At 68.1% G+C, this 23,693-nt stretch carries 27 protein-coding genes and 1 pseudogene; 22 read left to right on the forward strand and 6 right to left on the reverse strand.

Annotation, left to right across the window (positions count from 1 at the left end):
* Positions 1-192: 192 nt before the first annotated feature.
* Genes hda through AC1DCJ_RS14220 form a run of 3 tightly spaced genes read right to left on the reverse strand, consistent with a single transcriptional unit; the run spans position 193 to position 3,190 of the window.
* Positions 193-903, reverse strand: coding sequence for a DnaA regulatory inactivator Hda (hda, locus tag AC1DCJ_RS14210; protein WP_137188798.1), 711 nt, complete (start codon positions 901-903; stop codon positions 193-195).
* Positions 900-2,072 carry an AI-2E family transporter gene (locus tag AC1DCJ_RS14215; protein ID WP_447592327.1) on the reverse strand — a complete coding sequence of 391 codons (1,173 nt, stop codon included), beginning with the start codon at positions 2,070-2,072 and terminating at the stop codon, positions 900-902. The genes hda and AC1DCJ_RS14215 overlap by 4 nt, the downstream gene beginning before the upstream one ends.
* The gene (locus AC1DCJ_RS14220; protein WP_181406134.1) at positions 2,069-3,190 is read right to left on the reverse strand and encodes a DUF2066 domain-containing protein; all 1,122 of its coding nucleotides are present in this window, start codon (positions 3,188-3,190) and stop codon (positions 2,069-2,071) included. The genes AC1DCJ_RS14215 and AC1DCJ_RS14220 overlap by 4 nt, the downstream gene beginning before the upstream one ends.
* Positions 3,191-3,298: 108 nt before the next feature.
* Between AC1DCJ_RS14220 and purM the strand changes: the two genes are divergently transcribed.
* The 6 genes from purM to AC1DCJ_RS14250 all read left to right on the forward strand — a co-directional run bounded on the left by purM (position 3,299) and on the right by AC1DCJ_RS14250 (position 7,730).
* Positions 3,299-4,354, forward strand: coding sequence for a phosphoribosylformylglycinamidine cyclo-ligase (gene purM / locus AC1DCJ_RS14225; RefSeq protein WP_478071244.1), 1,056 nt, complete (start codon positions 3,299-3,301; stop codon positions 4,352-4,354).
* A 20-nt stretch (positions 4,355-4,374) separates the two neighbouring features.
* Positions 4,375-4,866, forward strand: coding sequence for a hypothetical protein (locus tag AC1DCJ_RS14230; protein WP_313423778.1), 492 nt, complete (start codon positions 4,375-4,377; stop codon positions 4,864-4,866).
* Positions 4,867-4,883: 17 nt separating this feature from the next.
* Entirely contained in the window at positions 4,884-5,525 is a 642-nt protein-coding gene (locus AC1DCJ_RS14235; protein WP_141057332.1) for a DUF2238 domain-containing protein, read from the forward strand.
* Positions 5,522-6,181, forward strand: coding sequence for a phosphoribosylglycinamide formyltransferase (gene purN / locus AC1DCJ_RS14240; protein WP_478071245.1), 660 nt, complete (start codon positions 5,522-5,524; stop codon positions 6,179-6,181). The genes AC1DCJ_RS14235 and purN overlap by 4 nt, the downstream gene beginning before the upstream one ends.
* A gap of 67 nt (positions 6,182-6,248) precedes the next feature.
* Positions 6,249-7,043: a DUF3108 domain-containing protein gene (locus AC1DCJ_RS14245; RefSeq protein WP_414715967.1), complete on the forward strand. Its 795-nt coding sequence runs from the start codon at positions 6,249-6,251 to the stop codon at positions 7,041-7,043.
* A 3-nt stretch (positions 7,044-7,046) separates the two neighbouring features.
* Positions 7,047-7,730: a DUF3108 domain-containing protein gene (locus tag AC1DCJ_RS14250; RefSeq protein ID WP_137188792.1), complete on the forward strand. Its 684-nt coding sequence runs from the start codon at positions 7,047-7,049 to the stop codon at positions 7,728-7,730.
* A 534-nt stretch (positions 7,731-8,264) separates the two neighbouring features.
* On the opposite strand, the gene AC1DCJ_RS14255 is transcribed toward AC1DCJ_RS14250, so the two are convergent.
* From AC1DCJ_RS14255 to AC1DCJ_RS14265, 3 genes are all read right to left on the reverse strand, one after another.
* Positions 8,265-8,576, reverse strand: coding sequence for a hypothetical protein (locus tag AC1DCJ_RS14255; RefSeq protein WP_038689960.1), 312 nt, complete (start codon positions 8,574-8,576; stop codon positions 8,265-8,267).
* On the reverse strand, positions 8,573-9,850 hold the full coding sequence (gene murA / locus AC1DCJ_RS14260; protein WP_038689962.1) for a UDP-N-acetylglucosamine 1-carboxyvinyltransferase: 1,278 nt from the start codon (positions 9,848-9,850) through the stop codon (positions 8,573-8,575). The genes AC1DCJ_RS14255 and murA overlap by 4 nt, the downstream gene beginning before the upstream one ends.
* A 78-nt stretch (positions 9,851-9,928) precedes the next feature.
* Positions 9,929-10,159 (reverse strand): BolA family protein, encoded by a 231-nt coding sequence (locus tag AC1DCJ_RS14265; protein WP_038689964.1) that lies wholly within the window; start codon positions 10,157-10,159, stop codon positions 9,929-9,931.
* Positions 10,160-10,212: 53 nt separating this feature from the next.
* Here AC1DCJ_RS14265 and AC1DCJ_RS14270 point away from each other — a divergent pair, with 53 nt between their 5' ends.
* The 16 genes and pseudogenes from AC1DCJ_RS14270 to AC1DCJ_RS14345 all read left to right on the forward strand — a co-directional run bounded on the left by AC1DCJ_RS14270 (position 10,213) and on the right by AC1DCJ_RS14345 (position 23,303).
* Entirely contained in the window at positions 10,213-11,214 is a 1,002-nt protein-coding gene (locus AC1DCJ_RS14270; RefSeq protein WP_038689966.1) for a KpsF/GutQ family sugar-phosphate isomerase, read from the forward strand.
* Positions 11,215-11,259: 45 nt separating this feature from the next.
* The gene (locus tag AC1DCJ_RS14275; protein WP_038689968.1) at positions 11,260-11,808 is read left to right on the forward strand and encodes a KdsC family phosphatase; all 549 of its coding nucleotides are present in this window, start codon (positions 11,260-11,262) and stop codon (positions 11,806-11,808) included.
* Positions 11,805-12,365, forward strand: a complete 561-nt coding sequence (gene lptC, locus AC1DCJ_RS14280) for an LPS export ABC transporter periplasmic protein LptC (protein WP_038689969.1) — start codon at positions 11,805-11,807, stop codon at positions 12,363-12,365. The genes AC1DCJ_RS14275 and lptC overlap by 4 nt, the downstream gene beginning before the upstream one ends.
* 143 nt (positions 12,366-12,508) lie before the next feature.
* Positions 12,509-13,060: a lipopolysaccharide transport periplasmic protein LptA gene (lptA, locus tag AC1DCJ_RS14285; protein WP_478071246.1), complete on the forward strand. Its 552-nt coding sequence runs from the start codon at positions 12,509-12,511 to the stop codon at positions 13,058-13,060.
* Entirely contained in the window at positions 13,060-13,779 is a 720-nt protein-coding gene (gene lptB / locus AC1DCJ_RS14290; protein WP_038689973.1) for an LPS export ABC transporter ATP-binding protein, read from the forward strand. Before lptA ends, lptB begins: the two co-directional genes overlap by 1 nt.
* A gap of 83 nt (positions 13,780-13,862) precedes the next feature.
* A complete protein-coding gene (locus tag AC1DCJ_RS14295) occupies positions 13,863-15,260 on the forward strand; it encodes an RNA polymerase factor sigma-54 (protein ID WP_478071318.1) in 1,398 nt (465 codons plus the stop codon).
* Between the two features lie 55 nt (positions 15,261-15,315).
* Positions 15,316-15,633, forward strand: a complete 318-nt coding sequence (gene hpf / locus AC1DCJ_RS14300) for a ribosome hibernation-promoting factor, HPF/YfiA family (RefSeq protein WP_038689977.1) — start codon at positions 15,316-15,318, stop codon at positions 15,631-15,633.
* 21 nt (positions 15,634-15,654) lie between these two features.
* A complete protein-coding gene (locus AC1DCJ_RS14305) occupies positions 15,655-16,107 on the forward strand; it encodes a PTS sugar transporter subunit IIA (protein ID WP_128098032.1) in 453 nt (150 codons plus the stop codon).
* A complete protein-coding gene (gene hprK / locus AC1DCJ_RS14310) occupies positions 16,104-17,054 on the forward strand; it encodes an HPr(Ser) kinase/phosphatase (RefSeq protein WP_038689981.1) in 951 nt (316 codons plus the stop codon). Before AC1DCJ_RS14305 ends, hprK begins: the two co-directional genes overlap by 4 nt.
* Positions 17,051-17,941 (forward strand): RNase adapter RapZ, encoded by an 891-nt coding sequence (gene rapZ, locus AC1DCJ_RS14315; protein WP_038689983.1) that lies wholly within the window; start codon positions 17,051-17,053, stop codon positions 17,939-17,941. Before hprK ends, rapZ begins: the two co-directional genes overlap by 4 nt.
* Positions 17,942-18,133: 192 nt before the next feature.
* The gene (locus AC1DCJ_RS14320; protein ID WP_038689985.1) at positions 18,134-18,526 is read left to right on the forward strand and encodes a PTS sugar transporter subunit IIA; all 393 of its coding nucleotides are present in this window, start codon (positions 18,134-18,136) and stop codon (positions 18,524-18,526) included.
* Positions 18,519-18,788, forward strand: coding sequence for an HPr family phosphocarrier protein (locus AC1DCJ_RS14325; protein ID WP_038689987.1), 270 nt, complete (start codon positions 18,519-18,521; stop codon positions 18,786-18,788). Before AC1DCJ_RS14320 ends, AC1DCJ_RS14325 begins: the two co-directional genes overlap by 8 nt.
* Positions 18,789-18,827: 39 nt before the next feature.
* Positions 18,828-20,560, forward strand: a pseudogene (ptsP, locus tag AC1DCJ_RS14330) (phosphoenolpyruvate--protein phosphotransferase); the annotation flags it as partial.
* A 230-nt stretch (positions 20,561-20,790) separates the two neighbouring features.
* A complete protein-coding gene (mgtE, locus tag AC1DCJ_RS14335; protein WP_038689989.1) occupies positions 20,791-22,152 on the forward strand; it encodes a magnesium transporter in 1,362 nt (453 codons plus the stop codon).
* A gap of 13 nt (positions 22,153-22,165) precedes the next feature.
* Positions 22,166-22,432, forward strand: coding sequence for a hypothetical protein (locus AC1DCJ_RS14340; RefSeq protein WP_478071247.1), 267 nt, complete (start codon positions 22,166-22,168; stop codon positions 22,430-22,432).
* A gap of 100 nt (positions 22,433-22,532) precedes the next feature.
* The gene (locus tag AC1DCJ_RS14345) at positions 22,533-23,303 is read left to right on the forward strand and encodes a carboxylesterase family protein (RefSeq protein ID WP_478071319.1); all 771 of its coding nucleotides are present in this window, start codon (positions 22,533-22,535) and stop codon (positions 23,301-23,303) included.
* The last annotated feature ends 390 nt before the right edge of the window (positions 23,304-23,693 follow it).

A 23,693-nucleotide genomic window follows, 5' to 3' on the forward strand; every position in this document is an offset into this window, starting at 1 on the left:
AAAATGCGGCGAACGACCGGCCGGTAGGGTCGGTTCCCAAACGACCGCCGATGACCGGGAACGGCGCGGCGAACGCATGACCTGCAGCCGAAGCCGCCGTTGATCCAATGTCATGCCACCAAAGAACGGTGCGGGCATATCGGCAGTCGATCGGGATGCGAGCCGACCAGAGCAGCCGACCAACGGTCGGCTCTACAACCGGTGGGGGCCGTCTTCCAGGACCTGCCGCAGGAACGGCACGGTGATGCGTCGCTGTGCGGCCAGCGATTCGCGGTCCAGCCAGTCCAGCAGGCTGACCAGGCTGCCCAGTTCGCGGCCGGTGCGGGTCAGCAGCCATTCGATCGCCGCTTCGTCGATGGCCAGGCCGCGGCGCAGCGCGCGTTCGCGCAGCACCGCCGCGCGGCCTTCGTCATCCAGCGGCTGCAGCTGCACGCGGACGCACTGCTGCAGGCGCGAGCGCAGGTCCGGCAGCACCAGACCCAGCTGGTCCGGACCGTGCTGAGCGGTATACAGCAGGGTGATGCCGGCACTGCGCGCGCGGTTGTGGAAATCAAACAGCGCCACCTCGTCCTCGCGCTGCCCGGCCACCGCATCCAGCCCGTCCAGCGCGACCAGGTCGCGCCCTTCGAGAGATTCCAGCGCGGCGCGGGTGCGCCCCACCACCGCCTTCAGCGGCAGGTAGGTCGGCTGGCGGCCGGCCTGTTCGGCCAGCGAGCACATCGCCAGCGCCTGGTGGGTCTTGCCGGTGCCGGCCGCGCCTTCCAGGTACACCCAGTCGTGCGCGGCCCCCACCGCGATCGCACGCAGCTGCGCCAGCGCACCATCCGGTGCACCGATGAAGGTTTCCAGTCGCTCGTCCTGCGGGTAGCGCAGGGCGAGCGGCAACTGCGGAACGACGCTCACTTCGAGTCAGGCGCCTTCGGTGAGGTATCCACGATGATGGTGGGCGTGTCGATGTACGAATCCAGCACGATCGCCGACTTCTCGCCGGCATACAGGTCGCTCTGGCGGTAACGCTGGTGCGCATAGCGCAGCAGCACGTTGCTCACCGCCGCCACCGGCAGCGCCAGCAGCATGCCCAGGAAGCCGAACAGCTGGCCACCGGCCATCACCGCGAAGATCACCGCCACCGGGTGCAGGCCGATCTTGTCGCCCACGATGCGCGGGGTGAGCACGTAGCTTTCCAGCAGCTGGCCCACGGTGAACACCACGCCGACCAGGATCAGCAGCTTCAGGTCGAAGCCCTGCGCCTGCACCAGCGCGGCACCGATGGCCATCACGATGCCGGTGGTGGCGCCCAGGTAGGGAATGAAACTGATCAGGCCGGCCACCAGGCCGATCAACAGGCCCAGCTTCAGCCCCACCAGCGACAGGCCGGCGGCATACACCACGCCCAGCGCGATCATCACCAGGAACTGGCCGCGGATGAACGCGCCCAGCACCTCGTCGGACTCGCGGGCCAGCTTGGTGATGGTGCCGATGTGGTTGCGCGGGATCATCGACGCCACCCGCTCCACCAGTTTGTCCCAGTCACGCAGGAAGTAGAACGCCAGGATCGGCAGCAGCAGGATGTTGACCACCCAGGTCACCATCGTGAAGCCCGAGCGCGACACGTAGCCGAAGAAGGTCTTGGCGAATCCGCCCGCCTGCTGCCAGTGGCTGCGTACCCACTCGATCAGCCGGTCCGGGTCCATCCACTGCATGATCTCCAGCCCGGTCTTCTGCTCGAACCACGGAATGCCGGTCTGCATCAGCCACTGCTGGGCCTGCGGGATGGCCGCCACCAGCGTGGCGATCTGGCGCTCGATCATCGGCACCAGGATCAGCAGCGCGGCGGTGATCACCAGGATCATCGCCACGAACACCAGCACCACGCCGGTGTTGCGCGAGCGGCCGGTGGCCTCGATGCGGTCGACCAGCGGGTCGCCCAGCCAGGCCAGCGCCAGCGCCAGCACGAACGGGGTGAGGATCGGGCCCAGCAGCCAGATCACCCAGCCCACTGCCAGCGCCGCCAGAACGTACTTGAGGCGACGCAGGAACTGCGCGATCTCGGCTTCGGGAGTGAGGATCATCGCAGTCGGTACTCGTTGCTGGCCGGGGGCGGCGGGGTGCCGGGGGCGTCATCGCCGTCGACCGGCACCGGCAGCGGGGCCAGCGGCACGATCACGCCGTTGTCGCCGAGCATGCGGTTCAGGCCGGACAGGCCGGTGGTCATCTCCAGCGACAGCTCCAGGCGGTTGCCCGACGCGCGCAGCGGGGTGATGTTGCGCACCACCGGGTTTTCACGCAGGCCGGCGGCCAGGCGCAGGTAGTCCTCGGCGCTGTCCAGCCCGCTCACCACGATGGTGTAGCTGCCGGCCGCGCCGGTGGCGGCCCCGGCCTTGGCGTACCGCCGGACCAGCGCGTCGGCGGTGCCGTCGGCGCCGCTGGCCATGGCACGGCGGGCGTCGGTGTCCTTGGTGGTCCACTTGTTCAGTTCCTTGCCACCGTCCACGAACACCCAGTCGGCCACCCAGCCGCCGTTGGCGCGGTACAGCTTGCCCACCAGCTGCATCGGCGGGGCGTAGCGCGAGGAGGCGCGGGCCACCGCGGCGGTGTCCTGCCGCCAGATCGCGCCCACCACGGCCTGCTCGGCGGCGCTGCCACCGGGCAGGCCCAGCTTGTAGCCGCGCTCGATGGCGCGGTTCAGCAACGGGCGGGCGGCGTTGGCCTGCTGCACGCTGACCAGACGCGGGCCGCTGCCATCGTCGATGGCCAGCCAGACCACCGGCTTGGGCCGCGGCTGCGGCCACAGCGGCAGCCCCAGCGCGGAAATCAGCCCATCCACGTCGTCCTGGCGGAATCGGGCCACCAACGTGGTGCGGAAACTGGGCGCCCCACTGGCCGAGGTGCTCTGGTCCTGCCGATAGTCATAGCTGGCCACGTAATCCTTGGCCCCGCGCAGGGCCTGGGCCACGCCCGGGCGGCCCATCACGCTGCGGTCGCCGGACAGCTTGGCCAGCACATTGCCCAGCGCGCGCGCCAACGCGCCATTGCGGTCGGCGTCGGCCTGGCTGTTGACCGGCACTTCGGCCTCATAGGCGCCCGTGGCGCTGGCCACGTCGCCTTCGGTACGCAGGCCGCTCTGGGCCATCGTGGCCACGGGCAGGCATAGCGTGAGGAGCATCATCAAAAAGAGGCTGCGGCGCATCAGGACTTCCATTGAGCGTATCCGGGGGGAATTGTTGCCCGAATAGGGCCTGCGCGCCAACGTGGCCTGTTAAAATCGCCGATTCACCCCAGCGCAGCGCCGACGCCCGTGACCAACTCCCCGTCCAACCCCTCTCCCCTGACCTACCGCGACGCCGGTGTCGACATCGACGCGGGCAATGCACTGGTCGAGCGCATCAAGCCGCTGGTCAAGCGCAGCTTCCGCCCCGAAGTGATGGGCGGGCTGGGGGGCTTCGGCGCGCTGTTCGACCTGTCCAACAAGTACCGCGAGCCGGTGCTGGTGTCGGGCACGGACGGCGTGGGCACCAAGCTGAAGCTCGCACAACAGCTGGGCCGCCATGACACCATCGGCATCGACCTGGTGGCCATGTGCGTGAACGACGTGCTGGTGCAGGGCGCCGAGCCGCTGTTCTTCCTGGACTACTTCGCCACCGGCAAGCTAGACATCGACACCGCCGCGGCGGTCGTGGGCGGCATCGCCAACGGCTGCACCGAGGCCGGCTGCGCGCTGATCGGCGGCGAAACCGCTGAAATGCCCGACATGTACGCCCCGGGCGAGTACGACCTGGCCGGTTTCACCGTGGCCGGGGTCGAGAAGAGCGAGCTGAAGGACGGCGCCAGCGTGGCCGCCGGCGACGTGCTGATCGGCATCGCCTCCTCCGGCCCGCACTCCAACGGGTACTCGCTGGTGCGCCGCATCTACGACCGCGCCGGCCAGCCGGCGGAGCTGGAGCTCGACGGCGGGGTCAAGCTGGTCGACGCGCTGATGGCCCCCACCCGGCTGTACGTCAAGCCGATCCTGGCGCTGCTGAAGGAACATGGCGCGGCCATCCACGGCATGGCCCACATCACCGGTGGCGGCCTCACCGAGAACATCATCCGCGTGGTGCCCGATGGCCTGGGCCTGGACATCCAGGCCAACGCCTGGACCCTGCCGCCGGTGTTCCAGTGGCTGCAGAAGGAAGGCGCGGTGGCCGACAGCGAGATGTGGCGCACCTTCAACTGCGGCATCGGCTTCGTGCTGATCGTGGCCGCCGACCAGGTCCAGACCGTGTCCGCTGCCGTGACCGCACAGGGCCTGGACCACTGGACCATCGGCACGGTGACCGTCGCCGACGGTGCCGAGCGCGTCAAGATCGGTTGATCGCCCCCATGGAGCCCCGCATGGATGCCCTCGCTCCACCGCCGCTGCCGCCGCGGATGCCCATGGCACCGCCGCGCGGCGGCCAGGACGACGCGGCGCAGCTGCGCCTGTTGTCGGTGCTGCACTACGTAATGGCCGGTTTCACCGCGCTGTTTTCGCTGTTCCCGGTGATCTATCTGGTGCTGGGCATCGCGGTGCTCAGCGGGGCCATGCCGGTGGACAGCAGCACGGCGTCGTCGCCGGGCGAGGTCCAGCTGATGGGCTGGGTGTTCACCGGGCTGGGTGCGGTGTTCTTCGTGGGCATGCTCGCCATGGCCGGACTGGTCGGCTACGCCGGGCGCTGCCTGGCGCGCGAGCAGCGCCACACGCTGTGCATGGTCGCCGCCGGCGTGTGCTGCATGTTCATGCCGCTGGGCACCATCCTGGGCGTTTTCACCCTGGTCACCCTGACCCGCACCTCGGTGCGTGAGCGCTTCGCGCACGGCGCCACCCCGCCCCCTTCCACGCCCTGACCTGCCGGCTGACGCGCATGAACCACCGTGGCCGCAGTGCCCGTCCGTTTTCGATGGCCAAGAAGCTCGCCCTTGCCGCCGTGCTGGCGGTGTTCGCGGCCAGCTGGATCCAACCGCTGTGGCCGCTTGAGCAGACCCTGCACAGCTCGCTGACCGTGATCGGTCTGGTGGCGCTGTGGTGGGTCGACCGCCGCTGGGGGCTGGGCAACGGCGCGTTCGCCGCGATCTGCGGCTTCATCGCCATCCACTGCATCGCCGCGCGCTGGCTGTATTCCAACGTGCCCTACGACGCGTGGCTGCAGGCCGCGCTGCACTGGTCGCCGAACGCCACCTTCGGCTGGCAGCGCAACCACTTCGACCGGCTCATCCATTTCCTGTACGGCGTCTGCTTCACCCCGGCACTGCTGCAACTGGCGCGCCATGCGTGGCCGGCGCTGCGCATCGGCCAGGCCTTCACCCTGGCGGTGATGGTGGTGATGTGCTCCAGCCTGGCCTACGAATGGCTGGAATGGGGCATTGCGCTGCTGCTGTCGCCCGAAGCGGCCGAGGCCTACAACGGCCAGCAGGGCGATATGTGGGACGCGCACGCCGACATGCTGCTGGCCACGCTGGGCAGCCTGCTGGTCTGGCCGATGGCACAGCGGAGCCCGCAGCGATGAGCGCACCGGCACGCCTGGCGGTGCTCGCGTCCGGCCGCGGCAGCAACCTGCAGGCGATCAGCGCGGCCATCGCGGCCGGCCAGCTCGACGCGCAGGTCGTGGCGGTGCTGTCGGACAAGCCCGACGCGCCCGCCCTGCAGCAGGTCGCTGCCGAACAGCGCTGGGCACGCTCGCCGAAGGACTTCGCCGACCGCGCCGCCTTCGATACCGCACTGGGCGATGCACTGGCCGGGTTCGCCCCGGACTGGGTGGTCTGCGCCGGCTACATGCGCATCCTGGGCCAGGCCTTCGTCGAGCGCTTCGACGGCCGGCTGGTCAACATCCATCCGTCGCTGCTGCCGCTGTACAAGGGCCTGCACACGCACGCCCGCGCACTGGAGGCCGGCGACGCCGCGCATGGTGCCAGCGTGCACTTCGTGGTGCCCGAACTGGATGCCGGCACCGTGCTGGCCCAGGCGCAGGTGCCGGTGCTGGCCGGCGACACCCCCGAAACACTGGCCCAGCGGGTGCTGGCGGTGGAACACCCGCTACTGATTGCCAGCCTGCAGTGGCTGGTGTCCGGCCGCGTGACTGAACGGCACGGACAGCTGGTGGTTGACGGTCACCCCCTGTTTAGCCCCTTGCGCCTAGATTTCGCCGGTAAGCTGAACAGGTGAGCGGCGCGCACACGCGCTGCTGATCCGGACGCTGGCATCCTCCCTTCTCCCCCTTTCCCGTGCCCGCATGAACATCTCCCTGTCCAAGCCAGTGCTGCTGATGGCATCCCTGCTGTGCACCGTGGCGATCGCGCAGGCGCAGGAACCGCCTGCGGCCGCGCCGGAACAGGCGGCCGCGCCGCTGCCGGTGCCGGCCATCAGCTGGGAAGCGCCGCCGCTGGAGCCGTTCACCGCCACCTACCAGGCCCTGTACAAGGGCAAGGAAGCGGGCGATGCCACCATGAAGGTGACCCACACCGGCGGCGCGCAGTGGCGGGTGGACATGCAGGTCGTAGGCCGGCGCGGCTTTGCCAGCGTGCTGGGCCTGAACCTGGAACAGAGCACCGTGTTCGAGAAGCAGGGCGAGGTCTACGTACCGATCAGCCAGGCCACCGTGCGCAAGGGCCTGTTCCTGGGCAAAAAGGTCAGTGGCACCTACAACTGGCAGGCCGGCACCGCGCAGTGGCTGGGCGACCTGAAGAAGGAACGTACCCAGCCGATTCCGCTGCAGCCCGGTGACCAGAGCGCCCTGCTGATCAACCTGGCGATCATGCGCGACGCACGTCCCGGCAGCCAGATGCACTACCGCTATGTCGACGTGGGCCGCGTGCGCCAGCACGACTACCAGGCGGCAGCCGACACCGAGAACGTGCAGGTCGGCGACCTGTCCTACAACGCGCTGCGGGTCCACCGGACCAACGGCGGCAATGACGAAACCATCCTCTGGATCGCCAACGGTGTCCCCACGCCGGTGCGCATCCTGCAACGCGAAGACGGCGAAGATCGGATTGATCTGCGCCTGATCGAATACCAAGGAGTCTGAGCAATGAACCTGATGAACCGCCCGCTGACCTGGATCGCCGCTGGCGCGCTGGCCGTGGTGAGCCTGCCGGCCATGGCGCTGGAACCGTTCAAGGCCGAGTACCTGGCCAGCTACATGGGCATGCAGGCCAACGGCACCATGACCCTGGCCAGTGAAGGCAGCAACAAGTGGCGTTACAGCCTGAACGTGAAGAACCAGCTGGCCGATCTCAGCCAGAGCACCGTGTTCGAGGAGGCCAACGGCCGCCTGCGCCCGCTCAGCAGCAACGACCGTTCGGTGCTGCTGGTGAAGAAGCGCAACGTGGATGCCACCTACAACTGGTCCAGCAACCAGGCCACCTGGACCGGTGACGTCAAGGGCGACCGCCGCGGCCCGGTCGCGCTGAAGCCCGGTGACATGGATGCGCTGCTGATCAACCTGGCGATCGCCCGCGACCTGGCGGCCGGCAAGCCGCTGACCTACCGCATGGTCGACGAAGGCCGGATCAAGCCGATGACCTACAAGGTGGTCGGGCAGGAGAAGATCAGCGTGGGCGGCAAGTCTTATGACGCCACCAAGGTGTCGCGTACCGACGGCAACAAGGAACTGATCGCCTGGGTCGTCAAGGAATTCCCGGTACCGGCCCGCCTGCTGCAGCGTGAGGGCGGCAAGGACGCGCTGGACCTGACGATCAAAGGCATGCATTAAACACGCGCGGTAGAGCCGACCGTTGGTCGGCTGCCTGCACGCGCACCGACCAACGGTCGGTACCTACCGATTGCGGCGTGCCGTCATTGCGGCGTTTCGTCATTGCCGCGTCGCAATTGCAGCATGCCGCCGCCGCGGTAGAGCCGACCGTTGGTCGGCTGCTTGCATGGGTACCGACCAACGGTCGGTACCTACCGATTACGGCATGTCGTCATTGCCGCGTCGCAATTGCAGCATGCCGCCACCGCGGTAGAGCCGACCGTTGGTCGGCTGCTTGCATCGGTACCGACCAACGGTCGGTACCTACCGATTACGGCGTGCCGTCATTACGGCGTTTCGTCATTGCCGCTTCGCAATTGCAGCATGCCGCCGCCGCGGTAGAGCCGACCGTTGGTCGGCTGCTTGCATGCGTACCGACCAACGGTCGGTACCTACCGATTACGGCGTGCCGTCATTGCGGCGTTTCGTCATTACCGCGCGTCACCAGTGCCGCATGTCGCTAGATAGAGAAAAGCCCGCTTGCGCGGGCTTTCTTCATTCTTTCTTGGCTTCGTCGCCAAACACCGTCTTGCAGTCCACGCGGATCTGCTCGCCGTTGCTGCGCCAGTAGAAGGTGCGGCAGTGCCGGTTGCCTTCCTGCTGGTTGGTCACGCCCACCGCATAGAACGCCTGCAGCACTTCGGTGCGGCTGACGGTGCCGTCGGCGTTCCAGTCCATGTCCTGCTGCTCGATCCCCTGGGTAATGGCGATGTTGGCGTACCAGGCATAGCCCAGCCACGCCAGCACCACCAGGATCAGCACCAGCAGCGCCTTGCGGCGGCGGGTGAACGAGCCGCGCAGGATCATGCGGCCACGCGCCGGATGGTCGCGCCCAGCGAAGACAGCTTCTCTTCGATGTTCTCGTAGCCACGGTCCAGGTGGTAGATGCGGTCGATGGTGGTGTCACCGTCAGCCATCAGACCCGCCAGAATCAGCGACGCCGACGCGCGCAGGTCGGTGGCCATCACCGGCGCACCGCTCAGGTGCTCGGCACCGCGCACGATCGCGGTATGGCCTTCCACCTGGATGTCCGCGCCCAGGCGCAGCAGTTCGTTGACGTGCATGAAGCGGTTTTCGAAGATCGTTTCATTGATCACGCCCACGCCGTCGGCCACGCAGTTGAGCGCCATGAACTGCGCCTGCATGTCGGTCGGGAACGCCGGGTACGGCGCGGTCGTCAGGTTGACCGCGCGCGGGCGCTTGCCTTCCATGTCCAGGGTGATGCTGTCTTCAGTGGTCTCGATCTTTGCACCGGCTTCCACCAGCTTGGACAGCACCGCGTCCATGGTGTTGGGACGGGCGCGGTTCACCGTGACCTTGCCGCCGGTCATCGCCGCGGCCACCAGGAAGGTGCCGGTTTCGATGCGGTCGGGCAGCACTTCATGACGCCCGCCGGACAGCTTCTCCACGCCTTCGATGACCAGGCGGGCGGTGCCAAGGCCTTCGATCTTCGCGCCCAGTGCGATCAGGCAGTGCGCCAGGTCGGTCACTTCCGGTTCCATCGCCGCGTTGTCCAGCACGGTGGTGCCTTCGGCGAGCACGGCGGCCATCAGCACGTTCTCGGTGCCGGTGACGCTGACCATGTCGAAGGTGAAGTGCGCGCCCTTCAGGCGCGTGGCGACATGCGCCTTGATGAAGCCGTTCTCGACGGTGATTTCCGCACCCAGCGCCTGCAGGCCCTTGATGTGCTGGTCAACCGGGCGCGAGCCGATGGCGCAGCCGCCGGGCAGCGACACTTCGGCCGCACCGAAACGGGCCAGCAGCGGGCCCAGCACCAGGATCGAGGCGCGCATGGTACGCACCAGCTCGTACGGGGCCACGTGCTGGTTCACCGGGCGCGGGTCGACCACGATCGCGCTGCCGCGCGACAGCGTGCCCTGGTCGATGGTGACCTTGGCCCCCAGTTCGCCCAGCAGCTTCACCGTGGTGACCACGTCGTGCAGGTGCGGCACGTTGGTGATTTCCACCGGCGCGTCGGCCAGCAGGGTGGCGCACAGGATGGGGAGGACGGCGTTCTTGGCGCCGGAAATGTTCACTTCACCGTGCAGCGGCTTGCCGCCGGTCACTACAATCTTGGCCATGGAATCTACTTGAATTGAGGTAGAGCCGACCGTTGGTCGGCTGATCTAATTGGTCGGCTGATCTGATCGGTCCGCGAACTAGCCCGCTTCGCCCGGGGTCACCGTCTTCAGCGCCAGCGCGTGGATCGCCCCGCCCATCAGATCGCCCAGAGTGGCATAGACCATGCGGTGGCGCGCCAGCGGCAGCTTGCCGGCAAAGGCGTCGCAGACCACGGTGGCCTCGAAGTGAACGCCATCGTCGCCCTGCACGTCCGCGCGGGCGCCGGGCAGGCCGGTTTCGATCAGATTGCGGATGGTCTCGGCGTCCAACGGGCTTTCCTAATAAAATGAGCGCTCATTCTACTCTTCCGCGTGGCGCCCGCATGGCTGTATCGCCCCTGCTCCCCCATCCGGCCGACCCTGCGGCACTGGTCGCCAGCGGCCGCCGCGTGTTCCAGATCGAGGCCGACGCCCTGGCCGCCGTGGCCGACCGGCTTGGCGATGCGTTCAGCCAGGCCTGCCAGCTGGTCCTGCACGGCAAGGGCCGGGTAGTGGCCACCGGCATGGGCAAGTCCGGCCACGTGGCCCGCAAGATCGCCGCCACCCTGGCCTCCACCGGCACCCCGGCCTTCTATGTGCATCCCGGTGAGGCCGGCCACGGCGACCTGGGCATGATCACCGAAGACGACGTGGTGCTGGCCCTGTCCTACTCGGGCGAGTCCGACGAACTGCTGATGCTGCTGCCGGTGCTCAAGCGCCAGGGCAACCGGCTGATCGCCATGACCGGCCGCCCGCAGTCCAGCCTGGCGCAGGCCGCCGACGTCCACCTGGACGTCAGCGTGCCCGCCGAGGCCTGCCCGCTGGCGCTGGCCCCCACCTCCAGCACCACCGCCTCGCTGGCCATGGGCGATGCGCTGGCCGTGGCCCTGCTCGATGCCCGCGGCTTCACCGCCGACGACTTCGCCCGCTCGCACCCGGCCGGCAGCCTGGGCCGCCGCCTGCTGCTGCACATCACCGATGTGATGCACAGCGGCGAGGAGCTGCCGCAGGTGGACGCCGACGCCAGCCTCAGCGAGGCCCTGCTGGAAATGAGCCGCAAGCGGCTGGGCATGACCGCCGTGGTGGACGCCGACCAGCGCCTGATCGGCCTGTTCACCGACGGCGACCTGCGCCGTGCGCTGGACACCGAGCTGGACGTGCGCAGCGCGAAGATCGCCGAGGTGATGACCCGCAACCCGCGCACCATCGGCGCCGACCAATTGGCCGCCGAGGCCGCCCGGCTCATGGAGACCCACAAGATCACCGGCCTGATGGTGGTGGACGGCCAGGGAAAGCTGGTCGGCGCGCTCAACATTCATGACCTGTTGCGGGCGCGGGTGGTTTAAACCACAGTTGCCTTCCTCCATTCAGCCACGACCTGCCCCCTGCCGATGCCCTATTCCCCGCTGCCCGGTTTCCCGTCCCACCTGCATGCCGTTGCCGGCCGCATCCGGCTGGCCTGTTTCGACGTGGACGGCACGCTCACCGATGGTCGGCTTTACTACGACCGTGACGGCAACGAGAGCAAGGCGTATTACGTGCAGGACGGACTTGGCCTGAAATTGCTGCAGCAACACGGCATCCACCCGGTGTTGATCACCGCGCGCAACAGCCTGTCGGCACAGAAGCGTGGCGCGGACCTCGGCATCGACACCCAGATCGCGGTGGGCGACAAGCTGGCCAGCGTACGCGCGCTGTGCGCCACCCACGGCATCGGGCTGGACCAGGTCGCCTTCATGGGCGACGACCTGCCCGACCTGGCCCCGCTGTGCGCGGTGGGCCTGGCGGTGGCACCGGCCAATGCCCATCCCTGGATTGCCGAGCGCGTGCACTGGCAGACCCGCAGCGATGGCGGCCGTGGCGCGGCGCGCGAGCTGTGCGACGTGCTGCTGGCCGCACAGGGCCACGTGGACGCGGTACTGGCGAGGTTCGGCGCATGAACTGGCGCACCGTTCTGGGCGGTCTGCTGCTGGTGGCTGCCGTGCTCAGCGGCTGGTCGCTGCTGCGCCACCGCGACAAGCCGGCCGCGCAGGCCACCGATGACGGCAGCAAGGATTACGTGCTGCACGACTTCCAGATCATCGCGCTGGATGAGCAGGGCAAGGAATCCACCACCCTGCGTGCGCCGTTGCTGGAGCGGTCGCGCAACGACGAAACGATGAGCATCACCACCCCGCTGTTCCTGCTGCCCGACCAGGACGGCAACCACTGGGAACTGCGCAGCGACACCGGCTGGGTCAGCGCCAAGGGCGACCAGCTCAAGCTTGCCGGCAACGTCAGTGGTGACAGCCCCAAGGTGGCCAACGTGCCACCCACCACCTTCCGTACCGACCACCTGGATGTGTTCCCCAAGGAAAACCGGGCCAAGACCGATGCGCTGGTGACCATGACCCGCCCGGGCATGACCCAGTCCGGCGTGGGGTTCGAGCTGGATTCCAAGAACAAGACCTACCATTTCCTGAGCCAGTCCAAGGGCCGCTACACGCCCCAACGCTGAGCCGGTGCAGCCGCAGGCGACGTCCCCTGGACCGGCGCCGCTGCACCGCCCCACCCGCCGGCCAGGCGCCTGCCTGGCCAATGCCCCCTTACCCCGTGGCCTCTTCGGCCACGCCCCCTTCTCCGGCAGGACAGACTCCCTTCATGAAGATCCTATTTGCAGCCGCCTGCGCGATCAGCCTTCTGGTCCCCACCTTCGCCGCCAGCGCGAAGTCCACCGACCGCAACCAGGACATGACCATCGACGCCGGCGCCCAGTCGGGCACCCTGATCGGCGATGGCAAGACCACCCTGTCCCAGGGCGTGGTGATCACCCAGGGCACGCTGGACCTGCGCTCGTCCGACGCCGAGATCTACATGAAGGACGGCGAGGCGGTGCGCGCGGTGTTCACCGGCAAGCAGGCCAAGCTCAAGCAGCAGCTCGATGACGGCAGCTGGATGGACGCCAGCGCCGACCGCATCGACTACGACATCAAGGGCGAAGTGCTGGTGATGACCGGCAACTACCACGTCAAGAGCGCGCGCGGCACCAACGCCGGCCAGAAGATGACCTACAACACCCGCACCGGCGAAATGAACAGCGGCGGCGACGGCACCCGCGTGCGCACCGTGATTCCGCCCAAGAACAAGACTGCGGCGCCGGCGGCTGCGCCGGCCGCCAAGACCACCGTCCCCACTGCCGGGAGCAAGAAGTAATGCTCGTCGCCAAAGGCCTGCGCAAGCGCTACAAGCAGCGCGAAGTGGTCAAGGACTTCGGTCTGACCCTGGAAGCCGGTGAAGTGGTGGGCCTGCTGGGCCCCAACGGTGCCGGCAAGACCACCTGCTTCTACATGATCGTCGGCCTGGTCGAAACCGACGCCGGCAGCATCGTGCTGGACGGCAAGGACATCACGGGCGACCCGATGTACACCCGGGCCAAGCAGGGCGTGGGTTACCTGCCGCAGGAACCATCCGTATTCCGGAAGCTGACCGTGGCCGACAACATCCGCCTGGTGCTGGAGCTGCGCGAGGACCTGGACAAGGCCGGCCGCGAGGCCGAGCTGAATTCGCTGCTGGACGAGCTGCAGATCGGCCACGTGGCCGACCAGCTGGGCGCCAGCCTGTCCGGCGGTGAACGTCGGCGCTGCGAAATCGCCCGCGCGCTGGCCGCCCGGCCGCGCCTGATCCTGCTCGATGAACCCTTCGCCGGCGTGGACCCGATCTCGGTCGGCGAGATCCAGCGCATCGTCACCCACCTCAAGCAGCGTGGCATCGGGGTGCTGATCACCGACCACAATGTGCGGGAAACCTTGGGAATCTGCGACCGCGCGTATATCCTCAACGAAGGCAGCGTACTGGCGCAGGGGGCACCAGAGGCGATTCTGGCCAACGCCGATGTCCGTCGCGTCTACCTTGGGGACACCTTCAAGCTCTGACGCCCGGCCGCTGCGGCGCCTTCCCTTCGTTCGGCACAGGCATGAAAGCACGGCTGCAGACATCGCTGGGACAACAACTGGTCATGACGCCGCAGCTGCGTCAGGCGATCAAGCTGTTGCAGATGTCCAGCGCCGAACTGGAGCTGGAAATCGCCGAGGCGGTGGAAACCAACCCCCTGCTGGACTGGGCCGAGAACGCCGAGCCCGCCCTGGAGGTGGCGCCCAGCGACGACGAGCGCCCGCCCACTCCCACCGACACCCACAGCGACGGCGAGCACCAGGCCTCGGCCAGTGAATACTGGGCCCCGGGGGAAGGCGACTGGAGCAGCGGCAACAGCGGCGGCTCGTTCGACGATGACGACAACGGCAGCGCCGCCGAGCGCGTGGCCGACACCGACAGCCTGGTCGACCACCTGCTCTGGCAGCTGCACCTGTCGCACCTGTCCACGCGCGATCGCAGCATCGGCGCCGCACTCATCGACGCGTTCGAGGACGACGGCTACCTGCGCGAGCCGCTGTCGGCCATTGCCGAGACCCTGCTGCCGGCCATTCATGCCAATGACGCCGAGATCCTCACGGTGCTGCACCAGATCCAGCGCTTCGACCCGATCGGGGTCGGCGCGCGCACCTTGGGCGAATGCCTGCGGCTGCAACTGGACGTGCTGTGCCCGGACACTCCGGGCCTGGCGCTGGCCCGGCGCATCGCCGACGGCCCACTGGAGCGGCTGCCGCGCAGCGGCGTGGCCGGGCTGGCGCACGAACTGCGGGAGCCGGTGGCCGAGGTGGAGGTGGCCGTGCAGCTGTTGCGCACACTGGACCCGCGCCCGGGCACCCAGATCGGCGAGCTGGCCCATGACAGCTACGTGGTGCCCGACTGCGTGGTCTGGCGCCAGAACGGGGTCTGGCGCGCAGCGCTGGCCAGCCATGCCGGGCCCAAGGTGGTCATCCACCGCGGCTACGAACAGATGATCCGCCGCTGTGGCGAGGCCGACGCCGGCTACCTGCGCGCGCACCTGCAGGAAGCGCGCTGGCTGCTCAAGGGCCTGGAGGCACGGGGGGAAACCCTGCTGCGGGTGATGCGCAGCCTGCTGCAGCAGCAGGCCGCGTTTCTGGAGTTCGGCGAACAGGCGCTGCGCCCGCTCACCCTGCGCGAGGTGGCGGCCGAACTGGGCCTGCACGAATCGACCATTTCCCGGGCGATCGCGCGCAAGTACGTGCGTACCCCGCGCGGCACCCTGGCACTGCGCAGCTTCTTCGCCTCGGGCATCGACACCGACAGTGGCGGCGAAGCGTCCAGCACTGCCATCCAGGCCATGATCCGGCGCCTGATCGACGACGAGAACCCGCGCAAGCCGCTTTCTGACGCCAAGCTGGCTGACCTGCTCAAGACCTCGGGAATACCGGTAGCGCGGCGCACCGTGGCGAAGTATCGTGAGGCCATGAACATTTCCGCCTCGCACGAACGGGTACGAATCGCCTGACGCACCGCGCCCGGCGGAAAGGTTCATTGGCTCATCCGAACAAAGGAGAAACCCGATGCGCATCGAGACGTTTGGCAAAGACGTAGAAGTCACCCCGGCCCTGCACGAGTACGTGGAAACCAAGCTGCAGCGCCTGGGCAAGCACTTCGACCAGCACTGCGAGGTGCGGGTCACCCTGGAGCTGCGCAAGAACGAACACCACGTCGATGCCAGTGCCAACGTCCCCGGCCAGACCCTGCACGCCGAGGCTGGCGGTCAGACCATGTATGCCGCGATCGATATCCTGGCCGACAAGCTGGACCGTCTTGTGATCAAGCACAAGGAGAAAAAACAGCAGCACGCGCCGCTGCCAGTGGGCGACAATGACGACTGACGTCCTCGTTCTTCCCCTGACATGCCCTTGACTGATCTCCTGGCGGCCGTGCGCACGCAAGTGTTGCCGGCCGCCGATCGCGACAGCGTCCTGCATGCCGCCGCCCGGCTGCTGGCCTGCCGCGAAGCCAATGCCGACCTGATCTACCAGAACCTGTGCCAGCGCGAGCAGCTGGGCAGCACGGCGATCGGCCACGGCATCGCCATTCCACACGGTCGCGCGCCGTTGCTGGAGCGCCCGCGCGGCGCCCTGCTGCGACTGGAAAGCCCGGTCGAATTCGGCGGCGACGAACCGGTGGACCTGGTGTTCGCCATTGCCGTCCCGGCCCATTACACCCATCAACACCTGATGCTGCTGTCAGAGCTGGCCGAGTTGTTTTCCGAGCCGGACATCCGCCAGGCGCTGCGCGAAGCGCGCGACGGCGAGGCACTGCGCCAGGTCATCGAATTTCCCCCGCCGGCGAGTGCCGCATGAATACCAGCATCACCGCGCGTGAGCTGTTCGAACAGCAGCGCGACCGCCTGGCCCTGCGCTGGGTGGCCGGGCAGCAGGGCGAGCGCCGCGAACTGGAAGCGGGCAACACCGTCTCGCGGCGGCCGTCACTGGCCGGCTACCTCAACGCGATCTACCCCAACAAGGTGCAGATCCTGGGCACCGAGGAGCTGTCCTGGCTGGACTCGCTGGACTCGCGCCAGCGCTGGGAGACCATCGAGCGGATCATGCATTCGCACCCGCTGGCGCTGGTGATCACCCGTAACCAGGCCTGCCCGGAAGACCTGCGTGCAGCCGCCGACGAATCGCAGACCCCGCTGTGGATCTCGCCCAAGCGCGGCCACGAACTGCTCAACCACCTGTCCTACCACCTGGCGCGCACGCTGGCGCCGCGGGTGATCCTGCATGGCGTGTTCATGGAGATCTATTCCATTGGCGTGCTGATCACCGGCGAAGCCGGCTCGGGCAAGAGCGAACTGGCCCTGGAGCTGCTCAGCCGCGGGCACCGGCTGGTGGCCGACGACGCCCCGGAATTCACCCAGATCGCCCCGGACGTGCTCGACGGCACCTGCCCGGAACTGCTGCAGGACCTGCTGGAAGTGCGCGGCCTGGGCGTGCTCAACGTGCGCGAGATGTTCGGTGACACTGCTGTAAAGAAGAACAAGTACCTTCGGCTCATCGTGCACCTGACCAAGCCCATGACCGAGCCCACCCCGCATGGTTACGAGCGCCTGACCGGCGATTCCGGCACCCGCCACGTGCTGGACCTGGACGTGCCGCTGATCACCCTGCCGGTGATGCCCGGGCGCAACCTGTCGGTGCTGACCGAAGCCGCCACCCGGCTGCACATCCTGCGCACCAAGGGCATCGATCCTGCGGCGATGTTCATCGCCCGCCACAGCAACCTGTTGGAACGCCGAACGCCATGAACACCCCCGCCTCCGCCCCGACCGCCGCCACCCTGATCATCGTCAGTGGCCTGTCTGGTTCCGGCAAGACGGTCGCACTGAAAACCTTCGAAGACCTCGATTACTACTGCTCGGACAACCTGCCGATCAACCTGCTGCCGGACTTCGTGCGCAGCCTGCTGGCCGGCCATGATGCCGATGCACCGCGCCGCCTGGCCGTGGGCATCGACGTGCGCGGGCAGAGCGACCTGAGCCAGCTCTCGCACTGGCGCGAAGATGCGCTGGCCGCCGGCCTGGACGCGCAGCTGCTGTTCTTCGATGCCACCGACGAAACCCTGCTCAAGCGCTACGCCGACACCCGTCGCCGCCACCCGCTCAGCCAGCTGGGCCTGTCGCTGCCCGAAGCGATCGCGCGCGAGCGCGAACTGACCGCCCCGCTGCGGCGCGCCGCCGACGCGGTGATCGACACCACCACTCTCAACGTGCACCAGTTGCGCCGCAAGGTGGTCACCGAGTTCGCGCTGAACCATGGCAGCAAGCTGTCGCTGCTGTTCGAATCGTTCGCCTACAAGCGCGGCGTGCCGGCCGAGGCCGACTTCGTGTTCGACGCCCGGGTGCTGCCCAACCCGCATTGGGACCCCGAACTGCGCCCGATGTCCGGGCGCGAGCGCCCGGTGCGCGAGTACCTGGACGCCCAGCCCGACGTGCAGCGCTATGCCGGCCAGCTGATCGACTTCCTGGATACCTGGCTGCCGCGGCTGGGCAACGACACCCGCAGCTATGTCACCGTGGCCTTCGGCTGCACCGGCGGCAAGCACCGCTCGGTGTACCTGGCCGAACGCATGGCCCGCCACGCCCGTGAGCAGGGCTGGCCGGAAGTGGCCACCTTCCACCGGGAACTGGATTGACGGCGTGCCTGGGCACCCGATTTGGAACACAGAAATGTCGTTGGATTGGGGGTCGTGCGCGCGGAAGCGCTTTTTTTGCGGCCCTCGGTGCCAATTGAAATGTCACCCGACCAACGGTCGGGTGCTACCCGGGATGGGCCGCGTGCGGCCTACCCCTACCCCCAATTCATGTTGACCTGTTAACGTTCGGGGATGACCTGTGGCATTCTCCTCGTAACACACCCCGGCGTCGGCACGTCCCTGTTGGATGTGGCGACCCGGCTGCTGCGGCACCTGCCGCTGAAGACCGAAGCTTTCGAAGTACCGTTCGACGCAGACCTGGACGTCCTGCTCCCACTCGCCTCGGCCGCCTTGCGCCGGGTGGACAGTGGCCAGGGCGTGCTGATCCTGACCGACCTGTACGGCGCCAGCCCCAGCAATCTGGCCGGGCAACTGGCTCGTTTGGGCACCCCGGCTCGCCGGGTTTCGGCGCTTAGCCTGCCGATGTTGTTGCGGGTGATGAATTATCCGGAACAGGGACTGGATCAACTGCCTGCCACTGCCGCGGCAGGCACTCGCAATGGAGCGATTGTCGACGATGCTTGAACGTGAACTCACCGTATCCAACCGCCTGGGCCTGCACGCCCGCGCCACTGCAAAGCTGGTGCAGGAGCTGGCCCCTTTCCGCTGCAACGTGACCATGGCCGCCAAGGGCCGTGAGATCAACGCCAAGAGCATCATGGGCGTCATGCTGCTGGCCGCCGGCCAGGGCACGCCGGTCACCGTGCGCATCGACGGCGAAGACGAAGCCGCCGCGATGGACGCCGTGGTGGGCCTGTTCGAACGGCGCTTCGACGAGGACAACTGACCATGCCGGGGCAGCCGTCGCGACCGGGATCGACCGCCGCCAGCCGGACAGCGTCCGGCGCGCTGCTGTTGACCGGGCACGGTGCCTCGCGTGGCAATGCGCTCGGCCGCGCCCGGGTGCGGCTGCCGCACGCGCTGGAAGTGGCCGAGCAGCGCATCCCCCCGGCCAAGGTGGAGGCCGAACTGCAGCGCCTGCACCAGGCTGTGGACGCGGCGCGTGCGGAAATGCACGACCTGCGCCAGCGCCTGCAGGGTGCCCTGAACAAGGAAGTCGGCGAATTCCTCGACCTGCACGCGCTGCTGCTGGACGACCCGGAGCTGCTGTTCGGGCTGGATGAGCTGATCCGCAGCGGCCCCTACAGCGCCGGGTATGCGCTGCGGGTGCAGCGCGACCGCCTGGCCAAGGTCTTCGACGGCATGGACGATGCCTACCTGAAGAGCCGCATGGACGACCTGGACCATGTGATCGGCCGCATCCATGCCTTCCTGCAGAAGCGCCCGCCGGACGTCAAAGGCATGGCCGGCGAAATACTGGTCTGCGACAACATCGCCCCCTCCGAGCTGGCCCAGCTGCAGGCGCACGGCGTGGTCGGCATCGTCACCGCCGGCGGCAGTGCGCTGTCGCACAGCGCGATCCTGGCCCGCAGCCTGCACCTGCCGCTGATCGTCAACGTCCCCAACGTGCTGCAGAAGGTCGCCGACGGCGACGTGCTGATCATGGATGGCAGCGACGGCACGGTCACCATCAACCCGCAGGCCCCGGACCTGCGCGACTACCGCGTCCGTCTGCGCGAGCACGCGCGCGAACAGCGCGAACTCGGCCGCCTGCGCACCAAGCCGACCCGCACCCGCGACAACGTCGACATCGCGCTGCTGGCCAACGCCGAATCCAGCGAAGACGTCACCCAGGCCCATGCGCTGGGCGCGCACGGGCTGGGCCTGTACCGCACCGAATTCCTGTTCCTGCAGCGCAACGAGCTGCCCGACGAACAGGAGCAGTTCGAAACCTACCGCGACGCCGCCCTCGGCATGAGCGGGCGGCCGGTGACCATCCGCACCCTGGACCTGGGCGCGGACAAGGCCGACCGCACCGGGCTGACCCTGAGCAACGAGGAAAACCCGGCGTTGGGCCTGCGCGGCGTCCGCCTGTCGCTGGCCCGGCCCAAAGTGGCCGACACCCAGTTGCGCGCGATCCTGCGCGCCTCGGCCTACGGCAAGCTGCGCATCCTGATCCCGATGGTGAGCACCCGCGAGGAAATCCTTGCGGTCCGCCGGCGCCTGGCCAAGCAGGCCGAGCTGCTGCGCGCCGAAGGCCATGAGGTGGCCGAGCACATTCCCTTCGGCGCGATGATCGAAGTGCCCGCCGCGGCGATCGCGCTGGAGAGCTTCATCGACCTGGTCGACTTCCTGTCGATCGGCACCAACGACCTGGTGCAGTACCTGCTGGCGGCCGACCGCAACAACGAAGCGGTCACCGAGCTGTACTCGCCGTTGCATCCGGCGGTGGTGCGCCTGCTGGCGCATATCCTGCGCACCGGCCAGGCCTACGACATCCCGGTGGCGGTGTGCGGCGAGATCGCCGGCGACCCGCGCATGACTCCGCTGCTGCTGGCCCTGGGCCTCACCGAGTTCAGCCTGCACCCGGGCACGCTGCTGGAAGTGCGCCGCGCGATCCGCGACAGCGACCTGTCCGTGCTGCAGGCGATGGCACCGAAGCTGATGCAGGCGCGCGACCGCCGCGGCATTGAACGCTGGATCGAAAAGGCCCGGTAGTGCCGGCCGCTGGCCGGCTCCGCATGAACCTTCGGATCGGTATGCGTGGTTGCCGGCCAGCGGCCGGCACTACCGTCGTTGAATGCGTGCGTGCTACTCGCATACGCGGCACGACCAACGGTCGTGCCCTACCCGATTGACACACAAGCACGCGATAATGACGCGCTGACCACCCCGCATGCCGCATCCTGTCCGGATCGCGGCCTTTTCTTTTCCCGCAGGAGCTGCCCATGGCCGAAGCCGTACGCCACGACAAGACGGCACGCCAGCTGCGGCTGTTGTCCGATGCACTGGACAGCGGGCGACTGGGTCCGGTGCGCCGGCTGGTCAACACGCTGGCGCCGGCCGAGATCGGCAACCTGCTGGAATCGCTGCCGCCGGGCAAGCGCGAAGTGGTGTGGGGCCTGGTCGACCCGGAAGACGATGGCGAGGTGCTGGTCCACGTCGGCGAAGAAGTGCGCGAAAGCCTGCTGGCCGACATGGACCCGGACGAAATCATCGCCGCGGTCGAAGACCTGGACATCGATGACCTGGCCGACCTGGTCGAAGACCTGCCCGACACGGTCATCGACGAAGTGCTCAAGTCGATGGACCGCGAGAACCGCGAGCGGCTCGAGCAGGTGCTGTCCTACCCCGAGGACAGCGCCGGCCGCCTGATGAACCCGGACGTGGTGACCGTGCGCGCCGACGTCAATGTGGACGTGGTGCTGCGCTACCTGCGCCTGCGTGGCGAACTGCCCGACCACACCGATCACCTGTTCGTGGTCAGCCGTCGCCACCAGTACCTGGGCCGGCTGTCGCTGGCCGCGCTGGTCACCCATGAAGACAACACCCCGATCAACCGGCTGATCGACGACGAGCAGCCGGCCATCGACGTCGGCGAAGGGGCCGAGGAAGTGGCCCGGCAGTTCTCCGATCATGACTGGGTATCCGCGCCGGTGGTGGACGACAACAACATCCTGCTCGGCCGCATCACCATCGATGACGTGGTCGACATCATCCGTTCGCAGGCCGAACACCAGGCGTTGGGCGCCGCCGGTCTGGACGAAGAGGAAGACCTGTTCTCGCCGATCAAGCGCGCCGTGCGCGGCCGCGTGGTCTGGCTGGGCATCAACCTGTGCACCGCGTTCCTGGCCGCCAGCGTGATCGGCCAGTTCGAGCTGACCCTGCAGAAAGTGGTGGCGCTGGCGGTGCTGATGCCGATCGTGGCCGGCGTCGGCGGCAATGCCGCCGTGCAGGTGCTGACCCTCATGGTGCGCGGCATCGCGCTGGGCCAGGTGGGCCCGAGCAATGCACGCATCCTGCTGTGGAAGGAATCGCGCGTGGCGCTGATCAACGGCACGCTGATCGGCACGGTGGTGGGCATCATCGCCTTCCTGTGGTTCCACAGTTTCCTGCTGTCACTGGTCATCACCCTGGCGTTGATCATCAACTTCTGCGCCGCTGCGCTGGCCGGCGTGCTGCTGCCGCTGATGCTCAAGCGCATGAACGTCGATCCGGCCGTGGCCGGCACCGTGGTGGTGACCGCCGTCACCGACGTGATGGGCTTCTTCAGCTTCCTTGGCCTGGCCACCCTGATCCTGCTGCACTGACCCTGGACCCCGCATGGCCGTGACCCTCGACAACTACTTCGTCCCCGGCTGGCGTGACGCGACGTACACCTGCGCCGCCTGCGAATGGCAGGGCAGCGCGCGCCAGATGCCGATGGAGCTGCACGAAGACGAAGCGCAGTTCGACTGCCCGCAGTGCGAAAACCCGATCCTGCTGGTAGTCCACCCCACCCTGGCCCAGGTACAGGCGGCCGCCGCCGAGGGGCATCCCGAGGCGATCGAGCAGACGGAGATCCTGGCCGCCGCGCCGCGCCCGGACTGATGCACTGCACGATGCCCCGGCGCGCCAGGGCGCCTAGACTGAAATCGTTTCCAGTCGAGGATGGGCAATGGCACGACGCACCGGGTGGCTGCTGTGGGCAATGGCGATGGTGACGCTGGCCGGGTGTGCGCCCACCCGCGAGGACGTGGGCCGGTTTGAAGCCCGCGCGGTGAAGGTGGACGGACGTACCGCGTACTACCAGGTCTTCGTGCCACGCGGCGCACGGGCGCAGGCCGATCACCTGCCGGTGGTGCTGTTCCTGCACGGTTCGGGCGAACGCGGCAACGACAACCAGGCCCAGACCGAGGCCGGGCTGGGCCCGTACCTGCGCCGCCATGCCGATACCTTCCCCGCGCTGGTGGTGCTGCCCCAGGTGCCGGGCGACGGCGAGTGGTCGGGCGACAACAACCGCGTCGCGCTGGCCGCGCTGGATGCCACCGTGGCCGAGTTCAACGCCGACCCGCAGCGCCAGTACCTCACCGGCATGTCGATGGGCGGCTACGGCAGTTGGAACATCGCGCTGGACAGCCCACAGCGCTTCGCCGCCATCGTGCCGGTCTGCGGCGCGGTACTGGCCCCGCGTGCGGTGCGCCCGACCCTGTTCGTGGAAGACGTGGCGCATGAAGCCGACCCGTACGCGGCCATCGCCCAGCGCCTGAAACACACCCCGATCTGGATGTTCCATGGCACACGCGACGACGTGGTCCCGCCGGAAGACGACCGCCGTTTGAAGGCGGCGTTCGAACAGGCCGGCGCGAAGGACGCGCGCTACACCGAGTACCCGGATGGCAACCACAATGCGTGGGATGCCACATATGCCGATGACGCGATGTGGGCGTGGTTGTGGGCGCAACGATCACCCCATCGGTAGGTACCGACCGTTGGTCGGTACCGCACACCGCGCGACGACCCCGATCCGCTTCCCCGGTAGGTACCGACCGTTGGTCGGTACCGCACACCGCGCGACGACCAACGGTCGCCGCCTACCCCGATCCGCTTTCCCGGTAGGTACCGACCGTTGGTCGGTACCGCACACCGCGCGACGACCAACGGTCGCCGCCTACCCGATCCGCTTTGCCGGTAGGTACCGACCGTTGGTCGGTACCGCACACCGCGCGACGACCAACGGTCGCCGCCTACCCCGATACGCTTTGCCGGTAGGTACCGACCGTTGGTCGGTACCGCGCACCGCGCGACGACCAACAGTCGCCGCCTACCCCGATCCGCTTTCCCGGCAGGTACCGACCGTTGGTCGGTACCG

The sequence above is a fragment of the Stenotrophomonas sp. 10N36 genome (genome assembly GCF_056395005.1).